Here is a 17,389-nt window from a genome sequence, read left to right as displayed (position 1 = left end):
TGGGCCGATGACTTATACTCTCGTTTGTACGGTGGCACCGTGCGCGCAATTCGATAAATTGTCGTATCTATAATTTTAGCTTAGTCTCCACATTCGTTGCGAGAAACTTGTGAGCAATCCCTACAGCAGTCTTTTTTTAAGGTCACAAACCGCACTAGTTCTTCCCAATACAAATCAGGATGCTTTTGACAGAACATTCGTAATTTATATCACTGGCCGCTGTGGAAGTACCCTGCTCACTAGGTTGCTAACAAAGCTCCCCGGTATAGGGTGTGTCGACGAGTTTTTTAATGAAGATTTCGTTAAGCCTTATCTCAGTAGAAATCCAAGCATTAGTACAATTCAAGAATACTTTTCTCACATTAGGCTGACAGAGACTGGCGATGCCGGTTTTGGCTTTCAAATTGACCCGGGCAGGCTTTCTGCACTATTCAACACTGGGCTGCTCGACGAGGAAACCACGCTATCATCCAGCAGGCCAAGCGTTTGGATGACGCGTAACGATATCTGTGCGCAGGCGCTTTCTTATGTTATCGCAAAAAAAGCACACCTATGGCACGATTTTTCGGCGGAATCCGATCGAACGTCGCGCGATATGCCACAGCTAAATGACATAGATCTTTGGAGTGAGATATTTTCGATACTTTATTCTGAAAGGTGGATGCAAGATAGATTTAGGCGTCATGCTGTTCAGCCACTGTCTATAACCTATGAGGATCTGATTACGGACCGCGCCGCAACGCTACAAAAAATACTGGTGCTTCTGGGCCAGGGCGATAAACTTAGCGAGTCGTTTCTTGAAGATATCAGCGATGCGGGCATCTCCAAACTTCGCTACGACGGCAAGTTCCTACTTCTGCAACGATTTCGCGAAGAGTACGAAATTGGCATCCGTAGAGTTGAATATTTACGAAATGAGCGTGCAAGCTTTGATCGAATTATATTGGAAGCCTCGACCACAAACATTCCCGTTAGCTCGCTTTCTATCGTAAAATTTTGATGTAGAGAGCGTTGTAGTATGACTTGTCAACAATCATGAACGTGACCGCGAATGAAGAAGAAGACGAAACAAGCATTGAATATAAAAACGCGACATCCATCTTTTTTCTCTGAAGATTTCTTTAAGATCGACGATCTTCGAGTTTTCCCATGCTCGAATTATTCCTTCAAGCCGAGTGTCATTAGAGTTGGCGTCGCGTCAGTTAAAACATTCGAGCCCGTTGTTCTCATCAGTTTAGACAACTTGGAAGAAGGGTTTTACGATACAGTCCAGAGACGTCTTGTTGCATCTTTCTCTGCTCCGATACTATTCAGACATGGTGAAGTCACGAGCGTAGCCGTGGTGGATTTCAACGGCGTTATTCGCCAAGAGAACTGCCTTGCAGCTGTAGTCGGATCACCTTTATTGGCACAGATGAATCCCAATATTGAGTGGGCTCACCACTCCCGGCTTGTGATTAAGGTCGATTGCTTTGTCACCGCGGAGGCACCCGTAGCACTTTTGTTAATTGCCTTCAGCAAGGGCTCACCATTCCCAATTAGTGTTATCAAGTCACCATTGGATGACATTGAACGCTCAAGTTAAGTGTTAGCGTAAGCGTGCCCTGCTGGCGGGGAATCCCCCCACTTTTAGCTGGCGTGAGAAGTTGAGCGGTAATCCCCCATTTGTAGCTAGCGTGAGATGTGGAGCTATATGGCGTTTGCAAGTTTCTGTAACGACCACTGAAACCTGCGCAGATCAGGCCGCTAAGGCGAATGCCTCAGCGGGTGTTTTCATCTTCAGCGCCTGATGCGGGCGCCGATGGTTGTAAAACGCGATCCAGTTACTGATCACTCGGCTGGCATGCTGCAGGGTTTCGAAGAGATGCCGGTGCACGCATTGCTCCTTCAGCGATCGGATCACACGCTCCACCATGTCGTTCTGCTGCGGGCAGTGCGGCGTGATGAATTCCTGCTGCAGACCGTAGCTGCGAACCAGTGCCGTGTACTTCCGACTCGTGAAAACCAAACCGTTGTCGGATCGAAGCAGAAACGGCACTGAAACACGCCCCAGTGTGCCGAAACGGGCGATCAGGGCAAGCTCCAGGGCAGCGCTCGCCGTGGTTGCACGCCCGGTTCGTGACAAGTGCCAGCCCAGCAACTCGCGCGTGTGGCAATCGATGACCAGCGCCAGGCTCGCCCAGCCGTCCCGGCCTGCCCAGACGCGGCACAAGTCGGTTGCCCAGCGCTGATTCGGCGCCTGTGCCTTCGACGGCAGGGCTTCGATCCGCGGTCGGCGCCCGATCGGTCGCTTCTTCACTTACCAGCCTTTGATCTGAAACAGCCGCTGCACCGTGTTCTTGTTGAAGCCCAACAGCGCAGCCACGGTGCGGTAGCCGAAGGACGGCTCCTACTCGATCAAGGCTTTGACCGGCTCGGCGAAGCGGGTCTGCACTTTCGGCGCTGCCTTTTGCGGTCGGTAATAGATCGTCCGCCGTGCAAACCCGAATCAGCGGCACAGGTGACTGATCGATACCTCTAAGCCGTAGGCTTTAAGTGCCTGGCGGATCGCTTCGATCACTTCTCGTCCTCGCCCAGCAGGGACTGCATTTTTTTCGCGAGCGCAACGCCAGCATCGCCTCGCCGTACGCTTCTTGCAGATCCTTGAGCTTGCGCTCGCACTGCTTGCGAGCGTCTTCGGGTTTTGCCCTCAGCGCGTTTTCCATCCCGGCCTTGGCTTGGTCAACCCAGTCTTCCAGCGCCGATGGAGGCAGATCGAACTGCCGAGACGCCTCCGCCACTGTCTTCTTACCCTGGATGATCTCCAGCACCAGCGCACTCTTGCGCTTGGCCGTCCATCGTTTGATCTCGTCTTCCATCGCAACGCTCATGGCTCACTACTTTCAAAGTATCGCCTGAGCAGAATTTCAGTGGGTCATTACATGACCTGCAGGATGAGCCGGTCCGACAACGTCTGGGATAGCTCAGCGATGGAGAGCTTGCTCTCGTCGCTAAAGACCGAGCGCACGGCGCGGAAGGTTTACCGAACCAGAAGGGATGCCAAGGCCGCTGTCTTTGACTACATCGAGCGATTCTACAATCCGACGCGGCGGCACTCGACGCTGGGCAATCTCAGCCCGATTAAGCACGAGCAACAAACGCAATTAGCTTGAAGGTGTGTATACGAAACCGGCAGCAGCTTGTGAGTTACTAACCTAGCAGAACATGGGGTGGGTGTGAGAACGCTAATGGCATTTGCTGGACACCGCAATATGGCGACTGCACCACATATTGAATTGCACCCAGCAATACTTAGCGGCCGCTAAGTTGATTTACATTCTTTCGTGTAAAAACGACTTCCAAATACTCGGCATCTATTCCTAAACTATCATCACGAGTTATATAGGTTACGGTAGGTTATCCGCATCATTTGTTTAGTAAAAACTCAAAGTCATCCCCATAGTTCCAAGTGACAAGTCACCTGCCGTCACCAAAAGAATTTCTGTGATATCGCTCTTCTTTAAGTAAGTGGTTTTGCCATTTTATAATGTAGCTCTGACGCTGAATTTTCTTAGTGACTTGTGCTGCGGTGCGTTGACGACGTGCGCGCCACCTTTTCAACACAGTGTTATCTTATTTGCTGCTACTTCTGGATTGACAATATGCTCACCCACATCTTGCGTAATACAAATATCAAACGTCTCGTCGCTGAAAGTCAGCATTTCCACGTTTTCACATCTTGTATTGTTGCGATATTCACCAAGCTTGACGTCATTAAAAACCCGACTAAAAGAATAGTTTTCACCAGCATAGCGCGCGAAAAGGCTATTAGAAGGAGACGACTCGTGTATTTTTTACTGTCCCAGCTTGGAAAACAAATAATCTAAAATATGCTGTAAATGCCTTTGTCGAGGTATAGAATAACAACATGAGCACTTATAGCGATCCCTTAGCCAAGTTTCACTGCTGGAAAACTCAACGTTACTTAGGCAGCAGTGACAGTATCCTGAGTTTTTCTTAATGATTGCTTTATCATTCATTTTTTCTCAAATCTTTGAACCACCCCAGTTTTTCCGTAGACTCGTTGGGTTGAGTCACGCCGCGATGGCAAGGCTCGGGATTTGCGAATAGTAACGTGCTTTTACCTAGGCTGGTGTGGTTTAGCCGAGCGGTCCCATTAATCGCCGCTTGTTGTGCCAGTCGACCCACCGCAGCGTGGCCCATTCGACTTCTTCGAGACTGCGCCAGGGCCTGCGAAGGTGGATCACTTTGGGCTGCTGTCGATTTCGTAAACACCACCGCAAGCTAATCATGTCTGCTGTTCGCACTTAATCGGGCTTGGACAGCCCAGGGTCGAGTGCCGCTGCGTCGGCCTGTAGCAGCCGCGATGTAGTCAAAGACACCGACCTTAGCACCGCTTCTGGATCGCTAAATCTTGCGCGCCGTGCGCTCGGTCTTTAGCGACGAGAGGAAGTTCTCCATAGCTAAGTTATCTCAGACGTTGCCGGACCAGCTCATGCTGCAGCTCACGCCGGGAGACCGAATCTTAAGCGTCAACGAATCCGAAAGTCCCAGGGCAGCTACAATCTCCTCGAACAACTTACAAGAATATTCCATCTCCCAACTCAGCAAGTAAGCGGACGGATCACCCTACACATTATCCTTCGAGTATCTCCTCGAGTATTGATCCAGCGCTACTGGGTTTCTAGTCCAAGTCCGATTACTCTTTATTACTCGCGCTGGGCAACCTACAGCTATGGCCATTGCAGGCACTGATCCGGTTACGATGGCGCCAGCACCTATAATTGAGCCGTCGCCAACATTCGCAGAAGCCGTTAAAATGCTTCGCCGACCCAACCAAACATGATCTCCAAGAATTATAGTTCTATATATATTATTCACTATTGAACCAGTTTCAGTGTCGACTATTCCATGTTGATCTGCAGACTGTATCAGTATCTCGTCTGAAAACATGCAATCCTCACCACAGATGAATGCTAAATTATCGCAAACTATTCTTACACCGTTTGATGTTGTCGCCCTACCTATGCTTACTTTACTGCTTCGCCAAAGACGGAGCTCGTACGAGCCGGATGACATCGGATTAAACACTATGTCGGCTCCATCCGCGCCGACGAAGATATTTAAGTAACCGGATACAGCAGCGATACAAACTGACAAGTTTGAGATTACCGCCTGGCCACCTTGCTTGGTTATAGCAACCGACAATTCGCTTCGATTAATTGCACTCAATGCCTCCTCACTAAAACTTAAACCACAACTTTCATCAAAAGCCCCACTCACACGAACCTTGTCAGGTGGATTCAAAGCAGAACAAGAAAACATCGCCAACGCAGCTCCCAATCGATTTTATGTATAACTTGAGTTGTGCAGTATCCATCGAAATATAACATATCATTATCAGGCGATACTGGTTATAAAAGATTTGCATTATATTTTGGCGGATCACAAACTGATCTCGCAATGCGCTCGGCACCCAGAACTGCAAGGCGAAAAGCAAAATCACAGCTTCCCCTACAGGCACCAATAAATCCTGCAATGACTTCACATCAAGAAGCAAGCAGTATAAAAGCCACCTCCGTTCATTAATGGTTGATTGTCATTTATATAAACCAAGCGAAGAACTTAATCAATCTGCAAAGGAACGGAAAAATATTCGATCTCAACATACAGTTTCCTAGCTTCACCCCATCGAGCAATTATCCAATTTGCTTAATGCACCATTGAAGCTAGATTGGTCCGCAGTCCTGTCGATAGATACGAGAATCCGCGATCACAGGTCTGCATAGCGCCTGATCCACCGAACCACTTCATTCTCGTTGCTGATCTTATCGATCTTATACCGACTCAAATGAGGCAAGCCAACGACGGCAATATCGTCACCGTTGGCGCGATTCCACTTGAACGCCTTACATTGCCAATTACCGTGGCCAGCTGGCTGGTACGTTTCCGGCGTGCGATGGCCGCTGATGCTTCGGAGATATGCATAAGGAGATACGCCCGAATTTCCATACGCAATAATGAGCTTTGGTTTCACCATCTCGATAATTTTTTCATGGACTGGCCAACATATATCGGCGTAGCTTGGATACCCGCACCCACTGGCATCAACACTCCGCACGAATATCAGATTTGATGCGCAAACTTCTTTCGGATCGCAACCGAGGCCAGCAAGCAGGTAAATGATCCGCTTCTGCAACGGACTCGCAGCCTTATTACGATTAGCGCATCTGTACTGCCAACGCTCCTCCACATACGAGTTCTTTTCGCGTGTAGCCAGTTCGTCGATGGCATTAGCGATCGTCGAAGTCGGGTGATCATTTGGGTTTCCACCGGGATTGAGGCCAAGCAGGTAAATCGGCCCGAGCTTTAATGTTTTGTGGCTACTGTACAGAATTGCACCATTGATAGACATCAATGAAGCCAGCTGCACTTTAGCAAATCTCATAAGATCTGCAACGCCCATTTATCCCCATTTTTTAAGTTAATTATCTCGGCCGATGATCGCTTTTTGCGGGACCTGATAACAAGGCAACAAATCAATAGCTCATTCGCCTGCAAAGGTTGTCACAGCATGTTCGCAACCAAAGCGAGTTGAAATAGATTTTCCTGCTTCATGCGTGACGCCGATACCTGATGAATAGCAACCGAGCTACCAATATTGAGATGCAGCTGATCGGCGGCGTCCGTTTTCACATTGAACCGAACATCATTATAGGCGACAGGACTACGCAGCTCGTCCAGACCATGTAATCGAAGATAGCGTGCGCGATTCAGGGCCACCAGCGCGTAAGTATTTCCAAATACAGCTCGAATCGTCTGGCTCAGATACGGATCATGCGCTTCATCCACAATCTTATGTGCACATAAAAAAGGCGAATTCCTTTCGACATGGCCGTAGCAATTTCGGGCCGGATCATCGTTGATCAGCGTGCAGCCAACGGTGCCAATATCGGGAATTAGCGCCCAGGCCGCCATGTCTTCCAGCGCGTTGCGGCTGATCAGCTCCAGGTCGTTGTTGGCCAGTACGACCACGTCGCCAGTGGATTGCCGGACCGCGAGGTTGTTTTGCCTGCTGTGGTTGAATGGCTCGTCAAAATCGATCCACTGCGTTGTCCAGGCGGCGTCCAGTGTCGTCAGTTGCGCCTTCACACTGTCGACGGCTGCGGTTGCGGACCGGTTGTTAACCAAAATTAGCTCCACCTTTCCGGCGGTAACAGCCGTCTGTTCGGCCAGGGACTTCAAAAACGTTTTGGTTAGCTCGGGTTTGTCGCGAAAGCACACGATGACCGAAATCCGTTGGGCGTCAGCCCGGGGACGAGCCAGAAATGGGCTCTGGGAGCCGGGCGGCGGCGGACCCAGCGTCATTTCGGGCGCGCCGTTTTCTAGCAGCCTTCGGTAGAACATCAACGGTCTGGGTGGTGCGTTCCGATAGCGAGCCAGCGCCGGAGCTGAGCACTGCGCCATGCAGCCGGCGAAGACTTCCCACCGTTTCTCGATCCGCGTGCTGAGCCAGATCAGAATTGGGTGCAGGTCGCCCTCCACTAGCGCCTTGATTGCGGCATTAGGGCATTCGGCCAGACTGTTGCTGCGAACGGCGTACACCAGTGACTGGTCCCGCACGTGCCATGCGGTGTAGCGGTCAAAGCGCCGAAGCCGGATCAAGGTCTCGTCTTCGCTAAGGCCGTCCGGAGCCTGCGGCAGCGACAAGCCGGGAGCGGCGGATGTCTCGTTGACGTACACCGGCCAACTTATCGCGTCAGTGTCGGCGCCAGCGGATGCCACGAGGTAAGCCGCTGATGGATGCAGGTCCACTCCCGGTGCAGCCAAGATCAACCAGTCACTGGCGGCCAGCACTTGGCGCGCGGCCCCAACGGTCAGGCCCGCAACGCTGCGCTGGTCGCAGTTGACGTGCGATTGCAGAGCCCAGCCCCTACACGCGGCCGTCGAAGCGGCAGCATCAACGTCAATCAGTTGCACACGCACCGAGCCGAGCAATGTTTCGCACAACTCGCGCTCAGCGCGCAGCCGCGTTGCCATCCGCTGGCGCCACGACGCCGCTTTCTTGGGAGCCGCTGTGCGCATAGCGGCATCGACGTGCAGTAGCCGCCAGTTGTCCAGCACGGCCTCGTCGGTCAGATACACGGATGACTCCTTTTGATGTTTTGGTCGCGACTCAGGCGGCATCACGCTCAGGTGCGCCATGCGCCAACAACTGGCGCCACAGCGCTTGGTTCACATCCAACATCCGCCTCGCGTCAATACGCTCAAGGTTGGCTTGAGCGAGCTCCAGCATCCGGGCTGGGTCGGCGACTAACGTACTTAAGGAGTCGAACCACGCATCGGCCCTGTTGGGCACCATCAGGCCGCTGATGCCGTGCTGGACGCAGGTGTCATACGGCTCGACAGCCGATAGCACGGGCGCAGCGCCGAGCGACGCGCAGTCCAGAACTTTGACGATCGAGCGGCTGTCGTTGTACGGGCCGGGCAGCAGCGGCACCACGGCCGCGTGAGCCGGGTGGGCTTGAGCATGCTCGATGTAGTCCGGCCAGTTGAGTTGCTTGTGCAGGCGCACCCGCGGGTGGTCCGCCACGAAGCCGGCACCCCGGTCGGACACGATCACATCTAGATGCAGGTCATCGACAGCTTGAACCAGGCGCATTAACACCGGGGCAATGAAGGCGGCGTCATCGGCGTGTGACGCGGTGGCGTGATACGCCAGCCGTACGGACCCGGCCAGCGTGTGATGCGCAAAGCTGGCCGGCCGCCGCAGTAAACACGGCTCGATTAACTGGGTTTTGGGCGACCGGTAACGGCGCATCAAGCCCGGCGACGTCACCAGCAAGTGGTCGCAGGCACTCAGCATCAGCGCGAAGTCAAAACGCGCGGACTCGACCATCCGCTGCCGGTAACTGGGTGGCAGGCCCACCGCATCGGCGGCCGCCGGAAGGTCGTCGTCGATCAAATACACGAGCCGGGGGCGCTGTGGCAGCGCTAGCAGTGCCGCAAGCCACTCGGCAGGCAGGTAGCGGACCACAACGATCGCGTCGCTGGCGCGCGGCGCATGTTGCAGCCAGCGCTGCAAGGCACCGGTCTGGGACACATCGAACCGGCGGACCTTGATGCCGCTACCGTCGGAAGCCAGCGCTTCGAGCGGTGCGGTGACGTAGAGCGCTTCCGTCGGCGTGCGCTTGTGTGTCAACACGAAGATGCGCCGACTAGCGGGCAGCGTCCTGCGCGGCGGGACGGCCAGCACGACGGGGCTCGGCGGGTAGCAAAGCTGGCGGGCGCTGTCGTCCACCACGACCGGGCTTTTGACGTGATGCCCCATCTTTGCCGATGGCGGCGGGCCACCGGCGAGCGGCGCGATGTGGGCGGCGGCATCCAGCCGCACCCATAGCGGCGCTGATGGCGAGTAAGCCTGTCCGCGTAGTTGCCATGTCGCGTTCTGCAGGACGAGTTCGGCCCGCTCCAATCGATGACGCTGCCCGTCGAGCAGATCAACCTGCAGCGTGCTGCTGGTGCCCAACGCAACGCCGGCCGCGCGGAAGATGCCGTGAGGATCGTTCAGCAGACGCTGTTCCAGCACGGAGCGTCCAGCCGCATCGATCACGTCCAGCCATAGGTCGACGGGCTGATCTCGCAGGTGCAGGGTTGCAGGTAGCACTGCCATTGGGCCTGCCAAAGGACGGCCGTTGATGATCAACGCCCCACCCGCCCTCAGTTCAGCGTCGGCGCGTTGGCGCCACGGGGTCGATGGATTCCACTGCCCTAAGGCTGCCAGTTGCGGCTCCGCTGCCGACTTGCGCGGGGTGTCGGCAGCCGCGGGCAGGCGCCGATCGATGCGAGCGACGAACAGGTTGGCCGGGGTCGCCGCGTCCGCGCACACCAGCCACAGATAGGCAACCGGCGCCGCACCCGCAAGCGTTAATGCAAAGTGGCCGTCACCTTCGACCCTGGCTCTTGCCAGCACCTTGCCGTTAACCCACAACTCGGCGGCGCTGACGGTCGTTGCAACGCACCGGACGCAGCCGCTTAACGTTGATCCAACCGCTGCCGAAGGCGCTCCCTGCACCGGCTCGACCGACCACTCGACCACCACGGTGGATTGCGAACCGAGGGCAGACGGCAGCAGCGAGCGATCAGCAGGGCGCGACTCTGCGGCGCCCGACGGCGCCGTGGCGCGCGCCGCCCTCAATGGCGCCAACACGCGACGCTCGATCGCTGCCGACAAGCTCTGCCGATCGCGCACGTTGACCAACACGTGGCGGCGCATCCAGTACAGGAAGCGCTTGATCGTGTCGTCATCAACCGGCGCTCGTAATGGGCTGGACAGCTCGACTAGCTGCTCGTAGCGGTGGATCTCGTGACACACATGGCGGTAGTCCGCGCGGCCAAACAGGTACACCGGCTTGAGATGCAGCAGCGCCTCCGAGCCCACGCCGGAGTTGACGGTGAACACGGCCAGCGCCGGCTCGATCAGTTGATGGATCGACGCATCGCTGATCAGGATCTCGCCGCGCGCCGCGAGCTCGCGCATGCGATGCACCACGCGAGCCGACTTGCAGCGCGGATGACGTTTGACCACAACGCGGATATCGGTGCCACGAAAGCGCTCAACGGCCCAGTCGAGCATCGTCAGCATCGGCACATGCGCTAGGGTCTGCACGTGGTCGACGCTGGTCTGCAAGGCGACAAACACGTAGCGATCGGGCAACGACAGTGGCGCGCCCAGATCGCGCTGGGCGTACTTGGATACGTTGCCCGCGAGCACCGTCGCGCGCTCGCCGGCAAAGAAGCGCTCGACATCGTCACCATCCAGCGTCTGCAGCTGTTCACGCACATCGTGGCGGAACGTCAGCTCCGACCATCCCGAATAGCCCTTGCCGTCAAAGTAGGCCAGGTGGGGCAGATCCGCCTCCTTGATGCTGACCAAGCGAGGCTTGTCGCTGATGGCGTGGTAGGCCACCGTCAGGTGATCGCCCTGATCGGTCACGACAAACTCATTGGTACCGATCTGCGGCACCAGCTGAATCGAGAAGCCCTCCGCCTGCACCCGCCGCAGCACCTCGAAGAATGGCGGACGGACGTCGGCGCCTTCTCGGTCCAACCGGGGGTCGGTGGTCATCCACCGCCCGGGCATGTGCATCAGCAGATCAACAGGCGTGTCCACCTGCCCCAAGCTGGCAACGCGACCGTCAGCAAAGTCGCGCAAGCGCCGTCGGGCGCCATCAATCAGCGGCATCAGACTCGCCAACTCGTTGGCGACAATGGCCAGATGAGCGCGCTCGGCTTCGATTGAGGCCGTGTTGTCCACGCGTGAGGCGACACGCTCGATGATCGCGGCCGCGGCCGCCACGTCAAAACAGCGGAGCCGGAACTTGTACAGCGCAAACCAATCGTCGACCTCGTCGTCGGTGCCCATCACGGCATCGGCATGAGCAAGCGCCCAGCGCAAGGCGTCTTCGGTTTTACTCGGGGAGCCGGCCATGCATGCGGCCATCGCCACGTCATAGGCCAGCGTTGGCGGCGCCGCATTCGGCGGCCGAATGTGGTCGAGGCCGAAGTCCACCGCCAGCGCGTAGCGACGCTGACTACGGAGACTGCGGTACATCTGTCGCGGAACATCAAGGTCGTGGTACGCAGGCGCCGGTATCGAGCGCGCAATATCGGCGGCCTGTTCGTACTGGCCAACCGCAACGAGCCAGCGCGCTCGCAGCAGGCTACGGCCGTGCTGATCAATCGGCGCCCGCTCGACGAAGCGCTCGGCCTCTTCCAGATTGGCGCGGCCGATCAGGTCTCGCTGGATGGCCGACGCGATGACAGGCTGCTGCCAGCCGGTCTGGGCCAACGCCGCAGCAGCGCGCGCAGCGGCTATGGGCTGGCCTTCGAGCATCGCGCGTCGACAGAAGCGCTTCAATGGCGGCAATTGTCGCGGCAGCCGCGTCATGCGCTGCCACGCCTCATCCGTCAAACGCTCGGCGATAGCGGCCAGCGTCGGCATATCGACGGCGTCCCAGTCGACGACCGTTGGCAGCGGTGTTTCGGATGCCGGGGCGACAGCACGCGACGTGGTCGCGGGGGGCGCCGGCATGACTGCTTCTGGATCGATCACGCCCAGCAGCATCACGACGCGCTGTTCCAGCGCCGGACGCTCTGTGTCGTCGTTGGGCACACAGGCCAGCAGACGCTGGCAGACGGCGTGATCGGCGGGCTGCGCGCGCAATGCAGCGCGCAATGCCGCTTTGACCAGCGGAGAGGCGTCGTCGGTCGCCGGCACGGCCGACCCCCGACCGAGTGCCGCCTTCGCAACGCTCAATAGTTGATGCAGCCGCGCGGCGGCAGGCCGCAAAAGAAGCAGGCGCTCAGCGCGTTCGATGGTTTCTTCAAACGCCGCCCGCTGCAGAGCAGAACGCGCCAGCGCCGTTTGTTCAGCAAAGTCATCCACTCAAGCAGTCTCGATCATGCAGTGCGGTCGGCGCCAAGGTGGTGCGGCCGTCGATTCAGCCGGTGCGAGGCGCCATGCCATGCTGACGTTAACTCGCCGGCGCCCCCGGTTGCGCTGCGCAAGCGTACCGCGCCGGCCATTGCGCGCGTCACGTCGCGGTGTTCGGCGCCGCGCAATGCCGACACGGCACTCGCTCGGTGCAGTGTTGTAGAAACAGACTTGCGGCGGCATCTCGGCAACAGCCGCCGGCAATGCTTCATCTGTCGAGACCCCTTTGAAGGCGGCCGCTGCGCCATTGACCGCTAGCGACGTGACGCGAAGCGAACCGCCTGCCCGCGCAACTCCGCGTCCTCCCAGCTCGCCTCGGCTTTGACGGTCCACAACATCATGTAGCGCTCGGCCCCATCGGCGCCCGCAATCACGTTCAGACGGGGATACTTGTTGGTGTAGCCCTTGGGGGCCGGCCCGATCAGCACTTCGGGGTCCGTCCAGGCAAGCAGGTCGCGGGAATAGCGCACGGCGATGTCACGCTCAGGCCGTCGCAGTGCGGTCATCACGTAGAGGTCCTGCCGAGGCAGCCACGTCACGTTGGGCGTCGTTTCGCCGCGATTCTCAAACCGGTCGACGATTGGCGTGTAGCGCCCGCCCACGCCCGCTGACCCGGCTGTCTTACCCACGGCCTTGGAGCCGGATCCGAGCAAGCCGGGCTGGGTGAACGCGCCCTTGTAATACTTGAACCACGGCGCCGGACTGCCGGTTCCGGCCGCGCTGCAAACCTGGCTCACGGCGGCGCGGGCGACGGCGGTGCATGCGCGCTTGTCGCAGTCTTGGCCTTTGGCTTCGTACGCGGGATCGTCGGTGCGGTCGGTGTAGTACAGGTACAGGTACTCGCCACTGCGATCCGGCACGACATTCGGATTGCCGCTGATCGGCGGGCCCTGCAAGGTCTTGTAGCGGCCGTTTTTGTCCTTGCGCCATGTGTTGTCGACCGCCATGCCGATGATCTGGCCGTCTTTGGCGAAGCGGCCGGCACGGGCATTCCACGTCGCCATTCCGATACCAGTCCAGCCATTCTTGGGCCCGCGGATGTACCGACCTGTGGGGTCGGTGTGGTTTTCACCATGGTAGAAGTACAGCGTCTTGCCGTTTGCCCCCGGGCAGGTGAACACATCCCCGCCGCCAGCGTAGTCATAGTCAAAACCAGGACTGCGGCGGTCTGCCTGCAGCACCACGGTGGCGCGTGGCGCGGCGAGGTCGATCTTCAGATCGGGCCCGACCCGCACGACCATGGTGCCGCGCCCCTGCTCCAAGTGCGATCCGGAAAAGATCAGCTGTAGCCGCCCCGGCTCGGACCGCCAAACATCGACGATGCTATCGGGCCCGTTGCGAATGCCAGCAGCGCGGCGCTGCGCGTTGGTCATCAGCGGCGCGGATACGCCGTCGATGACCAGCCGGTCACCAATCATCGGTGCCGGACCCGACCCCGCCGGCGATGACGGCGAAAGCAATGCCAGGGTCGCGATACCGAGGACGCGCCATGCGTTAACTGGGAAGTTCACCGTGATCCTTATTTGACGTTTGAGCGCGGCGACGAAGCCGTGCCGATACCGACACCTGCAGAACTACCGTCTGCAGTGGGTAGCACACGCGCCATGACAGCCCTCCAAACGCGGCGCAGCACCCGCGTTGCCGGAGGATCGTCGTCGCACGATCCTTGATAAGCTTAGAAGATTCTGCTTTCTGGGGCCCTTGATGCGGTGCGTCGTTCATATCGGGTGTGAAAAGACCGGCACAACACTCCTTCAGCGCTGGCTTTATCAGAATCAGGCCGCCCTCTCGGAGCATGGCATCGCGCTCAGCGACTGCTTGGACAAGCCCGAAAACCGAAAGCTTTGTGCCTACTTTCAAACGGCTCCGGATGATTATTTTCTGGACCGTCAGCTATCGAATCCAACCCGGCGCAGCCAGTATTTCACCAACCTGCTCCAAGACTTTTCCGCTGAGGTTGCAACCAAATCGGTCAATCACGACTGCTTTGTCATTACGTCGGAGCATTTTCACAGCCGACTCCGCACGCTTGGCGAAATCGAAAAGTTTGGCGCCTACCTGAAGAGCATTTTCAGCCGCGTGGAAATCGTGGGCTATTTCCGTGAACAGTCTGCGGTCCGCGATAGCTTGTACAGTACCGAATTGCGATCAGGCTACTGGGGAGCCATCGAAGGTTTTCAGCGCGATCTCACGCCGTCGGACCCTTACTATAACTATTACACCTTGGCCGTCCGGTGGGCCAAGGTATTTGGCCGCAACGCGATTAAGGCAGTCCTATACAACCGGTCTGAATTTTCCGGCGGCGATCTCCGGCGGGATTTCCTTGAGCGCGTTTCACCCGGGCTCTCGTTCGATACTTTCGACCCTTCGGTCAAATCGGCCAACGAGAAGTTCACGCAGACACAGGTGATCCTCGCCAGAGCCGTCAATAGCGTCCATCGTCGCTACCTCGCCGATGGCACAATTAACGATCAGCGCTGGAAGATGATCTATGAGATCGACGCGTTAAGGGACGACAGCAAACTGGCTCGTCGCATCATCGACCCGCTGCCGATCTATGAGCGGTTTTCTGCTTCCAACATCAAGTTCGCAAACGAGTTTCTAGGACGTTCCAGTCACCCGTTCGCAAAGCCGGCACCGCTGCAATCGACGCAACGGCCCAACGCGATGACCTGGGGCATGGAGGACGAACTCGTGCGGGCTTACGCTCGACTGCTGTTACCGCTCGTCGACAAGTCACGGTTGCGTCCGACGGAAAGCCTGTGCAGTACAAAAGTATCGGCTTGATCGCTGCTTGGCGGCAATCCAACCTCCGCTGACGGCCCAGCATTCGCAATAAAGGCCAGGGCTCTAGTCGAATCCTGTTGGCGTCAGCACCTATATAAGAATCATTGCGGCACTGGAATATTAATGATTATTTGTAACTCAAAAAAATTCATATTTATCCATATTCACAAAACGGGCGGCTCCAGCTTCGAGTTGGGCATGGAGCCTTATATGGCATGGAATGATCTCATTCTCGGCAGCACTGAGCATGGGGAGCGAGTCAATAAATACTACAATTCCCGTTTTAAGCTGGGGAAGCACTATTCGATTCGTGACGTCGAAACGGCCTGCGGCATAGAGCTCGTTGATTCGTATGTGACCTGCACAATGGTGAGGCACCCTGTCAATCGAGCTGTATCGCTCTTCAATTTTGTCGGCTCGATCATTCAGGAATGGGCCAATAAAAACTCGCTATCACTGGCAGACGTGCGCAAAGGCTTCCGGAGGCACGCCAAGCGGTTTCCTGTTCTTGAATGGCCTGCTTCGCGGGCCTTTATTGAATCAAGCGACTTTTCAGATTTTATCCGGTCGCCGCATCTGGAAAAGGAAATTGCCTTCCGTCCACAGCTCGGTCGCATCCAACGGGCCGATGGATCGCTAGTTCAACACGTCTGGAAGCTCGAAGAGGTTCGTACTTGGGAACCCAAGGTGGCGGACTTGCTGGGCCTTGGTAGCGCCTTCGCGCTGCCCCGCGCCAATGAAAGCAAGGCGACGTTGATCAAGAGCAGCGATATCCCCGCCAAAGATCATCAGTTCATCGAAGATTTGCATCAAGTGGATCTGAAAGCGTTTTCCTACTGACCGCTCGGAGCGGCCCGGCAACTGCTGTTACAGGAGCGCGACGTTAATGATGACGCCCCGAGGGGCGTCATCGTGCAATTCGCCTTCCCGCCGATACCAACCTGAATGCAAAATGAGGGATGATATGACCGAACACGGCGTTTAGCCCGATGATGGCTCATCGGTGACAACGACCTCACGCGGGTTTACGTGACTTGGTTGTTGGTCCTCACTGGGCTGGCCGCGCCGACCGAATCAATCTCAGATGCCAGGAATGTCATTGGTGGAAACGCGCAAGGCGACGGCAATTCCGACAGCCAAAACCAAGCCCTCTACGTCATCCCGAGTACGTAAAAGAGAGCAATCATCGCCCTCCGGCGAACTGATTTACATCCACATCGGCAAGTGCGGCGGCACGTCCCTTTGGGACGCAATCCAGCGAAGCGCGCCCGTTGCCAAGCGATATCCGTCGATCCGCAAAGTGCACGTCGCGACCCCTCCGATCAGTCACGACGCAGACTATCTGATCGTAGTGCGAAATCCGATCGACCGCGTTGTTTCAGCCTTCAATTGGCGGCTGAAACTGGTCGTAGCGGATGGCGAGCAGAAGGATCGGTTCCCCGGTGAATACTCGGTATTGACGAAGTACCGCAGCCTTAATGCTCTGGCGGAAGCGCTGTACAAAAACGGAGTACTGGTGCCCTCGGTTGCCGAGGATTTTTTAAAGATTCACCATTTGCGAGAGAGCATCTCGTTCTACTTGAGTGACCTGCTAACAGCGATTCGTAGAAAGCAAGTATTCGCCGTTATGGCCACAGAACTTTTGGATGCAGACGTCGAGCGCGTATTGGGCGTCAAGCAAGTCAAGCGCATCCATGACAACAGGGCCGGGTCCAATGCGGAGAAATCCGCCCTCAGTGGTACGGCTCGGCGCAATCTCCGGCACTTTCTTGCACCGGACTACGACGCATTGAATCGCTTGACCCGCCTGTTTCCCGTCGCGCCAGAGACACTGAAGCTCTTGATGCAATAGCGTGCCCACACTCGCACAAACCGCTGACGACAAGAGACATTCGCAAGATGGCGGCCGGCGCCAGGGCACCGACACAAGTGAACAATGCCGAGCTCGTGAGCAGCGAAGTGCCAGGGCCACGCTCGTGGCGACGAAGCGGATAGGAAATCTATCCGCCGCAGCATGTAATGACGCTCGAGCGATACGTTACGAGCATCTCCGAAGCACGTATCACCCGTATTGCCCTGCTCTGTTCAGTGCAGCGCTGGGCGTGG

Annotated in this window: 11 protein-coding genes and 3 pseudogenes; 6 read left to right on the top strand and 8 right to left on the bottom strand. The window is 56.9% G+C overall.

Annotation, left to right across the window (positions count from 1 at the left end; all coding sequences use genetic code 11):
* Nucleotides 1–109: 109 nt before the first annotated feature.
* The gene (locus BUB09_RS16950) at nucleotides 110–1,000 is read left to right on the top strand and encodes a Stf0 family sulfotransferase (protein ID WP_139250187.1); all 891 of its coding nucleotides are present in this window, start codon (nucleotides 110–112) and stop codon (nucleotides 998–1,000) included.
* 51 nt (nucleotides 1,001–1,051) lie between these two features.
* Nucleotides 1,052–1,585, top strand: coding sequence for a hypothetical protein (locus BUB09_RS16945; protein ID WP_139250186.1), 534 nt, complete (start codon nucleotides 1,052–1,054; stop codon nucleotides 1,583–1,585).
* 153 nt (nucleotides 1,586–1,738) lie between these two features.
* Here the strand turns inward: BUB09_RS16945 and BUB09_RS17345 are convergent, their stop codons facing one another.
* Both BUB09_RS17345 and BUB09_RS08000 read right to left on the bottom strand, forming a co-directional pair.
* Nucleotides 1,739–2,299, bottom strand: a complete 561-nt coding sequence (locus BUB09_RS17345; protein ID WP_072896412.1) for an IS3 family transposase — start codon at nucleotides 2,297–2,299, stop codon at nucleotides 1,739–1,741.
* A 257-nt stretch (nucleotides 2,300–2,556) separates the two neighbouring features.
* Nucleotides 2,557–2,870: pseudogene (locus tag BUB09_RS08000) on the bottom strand (transposase).
* A 54-nt stretch (nucleotides 2,871–2,924) separates the two neighbouring features.
* Here BUB09_RS08000 and BUB09_RS07995 point away from each other — a divergent pair.
* A pseudogene (locus BUB09_RS07995) lies at nucleotides 2,925–3,152 on the top strand (IS3 family transposase); the annotation flags it as partial.
* Nucleotides 3,153–3,596: 444 nt separating this feature from the next.
* Here BUB09_RS07995 and BUB09_RS17645 read toward each other — a convergent pair.
* The 6 genes and pseudogenes from BUB09_RS17645 to BUB09_RS07960 all read right to left on the bottom strand — a co-directional run bounded on the left by BUB09_RS17645 (nucleotide 3,597) and on the right by BUB09_RS07960 (nucleotide 13,869).
* Nucleotides 3,597–3,701: a hypothetical protein gene (locus BUB09_RS17645; protein WP_366486231.1), complete on the bottom strand. Its 105-nt coding sequence runs from the start codon at nucleotides 3,699–3,701 to the stop codon at nucleotides 3,597–3,599.
* Between the two features lie 587 nt (nucleotides 3,702–4,288).
* Nucleotides 4,289–4,512: pseudogene (locus BUB09_RS17490) on the bottom strand (IS3 family transposase); the annotation flags it as partial.
* Nucleotides 4,513–5,773: 1,261 nt separating this feature from the next.
* Entirely contained in the window at nucleotides 5,774–6,466 is a 693-nt protein-coding gene (locus BUB09_RS17185) for a uracil-DNA glycosylase family protein (RefSeq protein ID WP_072896407.1), read from the bottom strand.
* 101 nt (nucleotides 6,467–6,567) lie between these two features.
* A complete protein-coding gene (locus BUB09_RS07970; protein WP_175550133.1) occupies nucleotides 6,568–8,145 on the bottom strand; it encodes a glycosyltransferase family 2 protein in 1,578 nt (525 codons plus the stop codon).
* Nucleotides 8,146–8,176: 31 nt separating this feature from the next.
* Nucleotides 8,177–12,319, bottom strand: a complete 4,143-nt coding sequence (locus tag BUB09_RS07965; protein WP_139250183.1) for a capsular polysaccharide export protein, LipB/KpsS family — start codon at nucleotides 12,317–12,319, stop codon at nucleotides 8,177–8,179.
* A gap of 431 nt (nucleotides 12,320–12,750) precedes the next feature.
* Nucleotides 12,751–13,869 carry a hypothetical protein gene (locus BUB09_RS07960; protein WP_139250182.1) on the bottom strand — a complete coding sequence of 373 codons (1,119 nt, stop codon included), beginning with the start codon at nucleotides 13,867–13,869 and terminating at the stop codon, nucleotides 12,751–12,753.
* Nucleotides 13,870–14,200: 331 nt separating this feature from the next.
* Here BUB09_RS07960 and BUB09_RS07955 point away from each other — a divergent pair, with 331 nt between their 5' ends.
* The 3 genes from BUB09_RS07955 to BUB09_RS07945 all read left to right on the top strand — a co-directional run bounded on the left by BUB09_RS07955 (nucleotide 14,201) and on the right by BUB09_RS07945 (nucleotide 17,135).
* Nucleotides 14,201–15,283: a hypothetical protein gene (locus tag BUB09_RS07955; protein ID WP_072896400.1), complete on the top strand. Its 1,083-nt coding sequence runs from the start codon at nucleotides 14,201–14,203 to the stop codon at nucleotides 15,281–15,283.
* Between the two features lie 123 nt (nucleotides 15,284–15,406).
* The gene (locus BUB09_RS07950; protein WP_072896399.1) at nucleotides 15,407–16,123 is read left to right on the top strand and encodes a sulfotransferase family 2 domain-containing protein; all 717 of its coding nucleotides are present in this window, start codon (nucleotides 15,407–15,409) and stop codon (nucleotides 16,121–16,123) included.
* A 262-nt stretch (nucleotides 16,124–16,385) separates the two neighbouring features.
* The gene (locus BUB09_RS07945) at nucleotides 16,386–17,135 is read left to right on the top strand and encodes a hypothetical protein (protein ID WP_139250181.1); all 750 of its coding nucleotides are present in this window, start codon (nucleotides 16,386–16,388) and stop codon (nucleotides 17,133–17,135) included.
* Nucleotides 17,136–17,389: the final 254 nt, after the last annotated feature.

The organism is Hydrocarboniphaga daqingensis (assembly GCF_900129825.1).
GTDB lineage: Bacteria > Pseudomonadota > Gammaproteobacteria > Nevskiales > Nevskiaceae > Hydrocarboniphaga > Hydrocarboniphaga daqingensis.
The sequence above is the reverse complement of the archived record's forward strand: the minus strand, read 5'-3'. Positions and strand labels throughout refer to the sequence as shown.

Coding starts and splice junctions, on each gene's coding strand:
- BUB09_RS07960 (WP_139250182.1), bottom strand. CDS start 13,869: ATGACCAACGCGCAGCGCCGCGCTGCTGGCATTCGCAACGGGCCCGAT.
- BUB09_RS17645 (WP_366486231.1), bottom strand. CDS start 3,701: ATGCTGACTTTCAGCGACGAGACGTTTGATATTTGTATTACGCAAGAT.
- BUB09_RS07955 (WP_072896400.1), top strand. CDS start 14,201: ATGCGGTGCGTCGTTCATATCGGGTGTGAAAAGACCGGCACAACACTC.
- BUB09_RS07950 (WP_072896399.1), top strand. CDS start 15,407: ATGATTATTTGTAACTCAAAAAAATTCATATTTATCCATATTCACAAA.
- BUB09_RS16945 (WP_139250186.1), top strand. CDS start 1,052: ATGAAGAAGAAGACGAAACAAGCATTGAATATAAAAACGCGACATCCA.
- BUB09_RS17185 (WP_072896407.1), bottom strand. CDS start 6,466: ATGGGCGTTGCAGATCTTATGAGATTTGCTAAAGTGCAGCTGGCTTCA.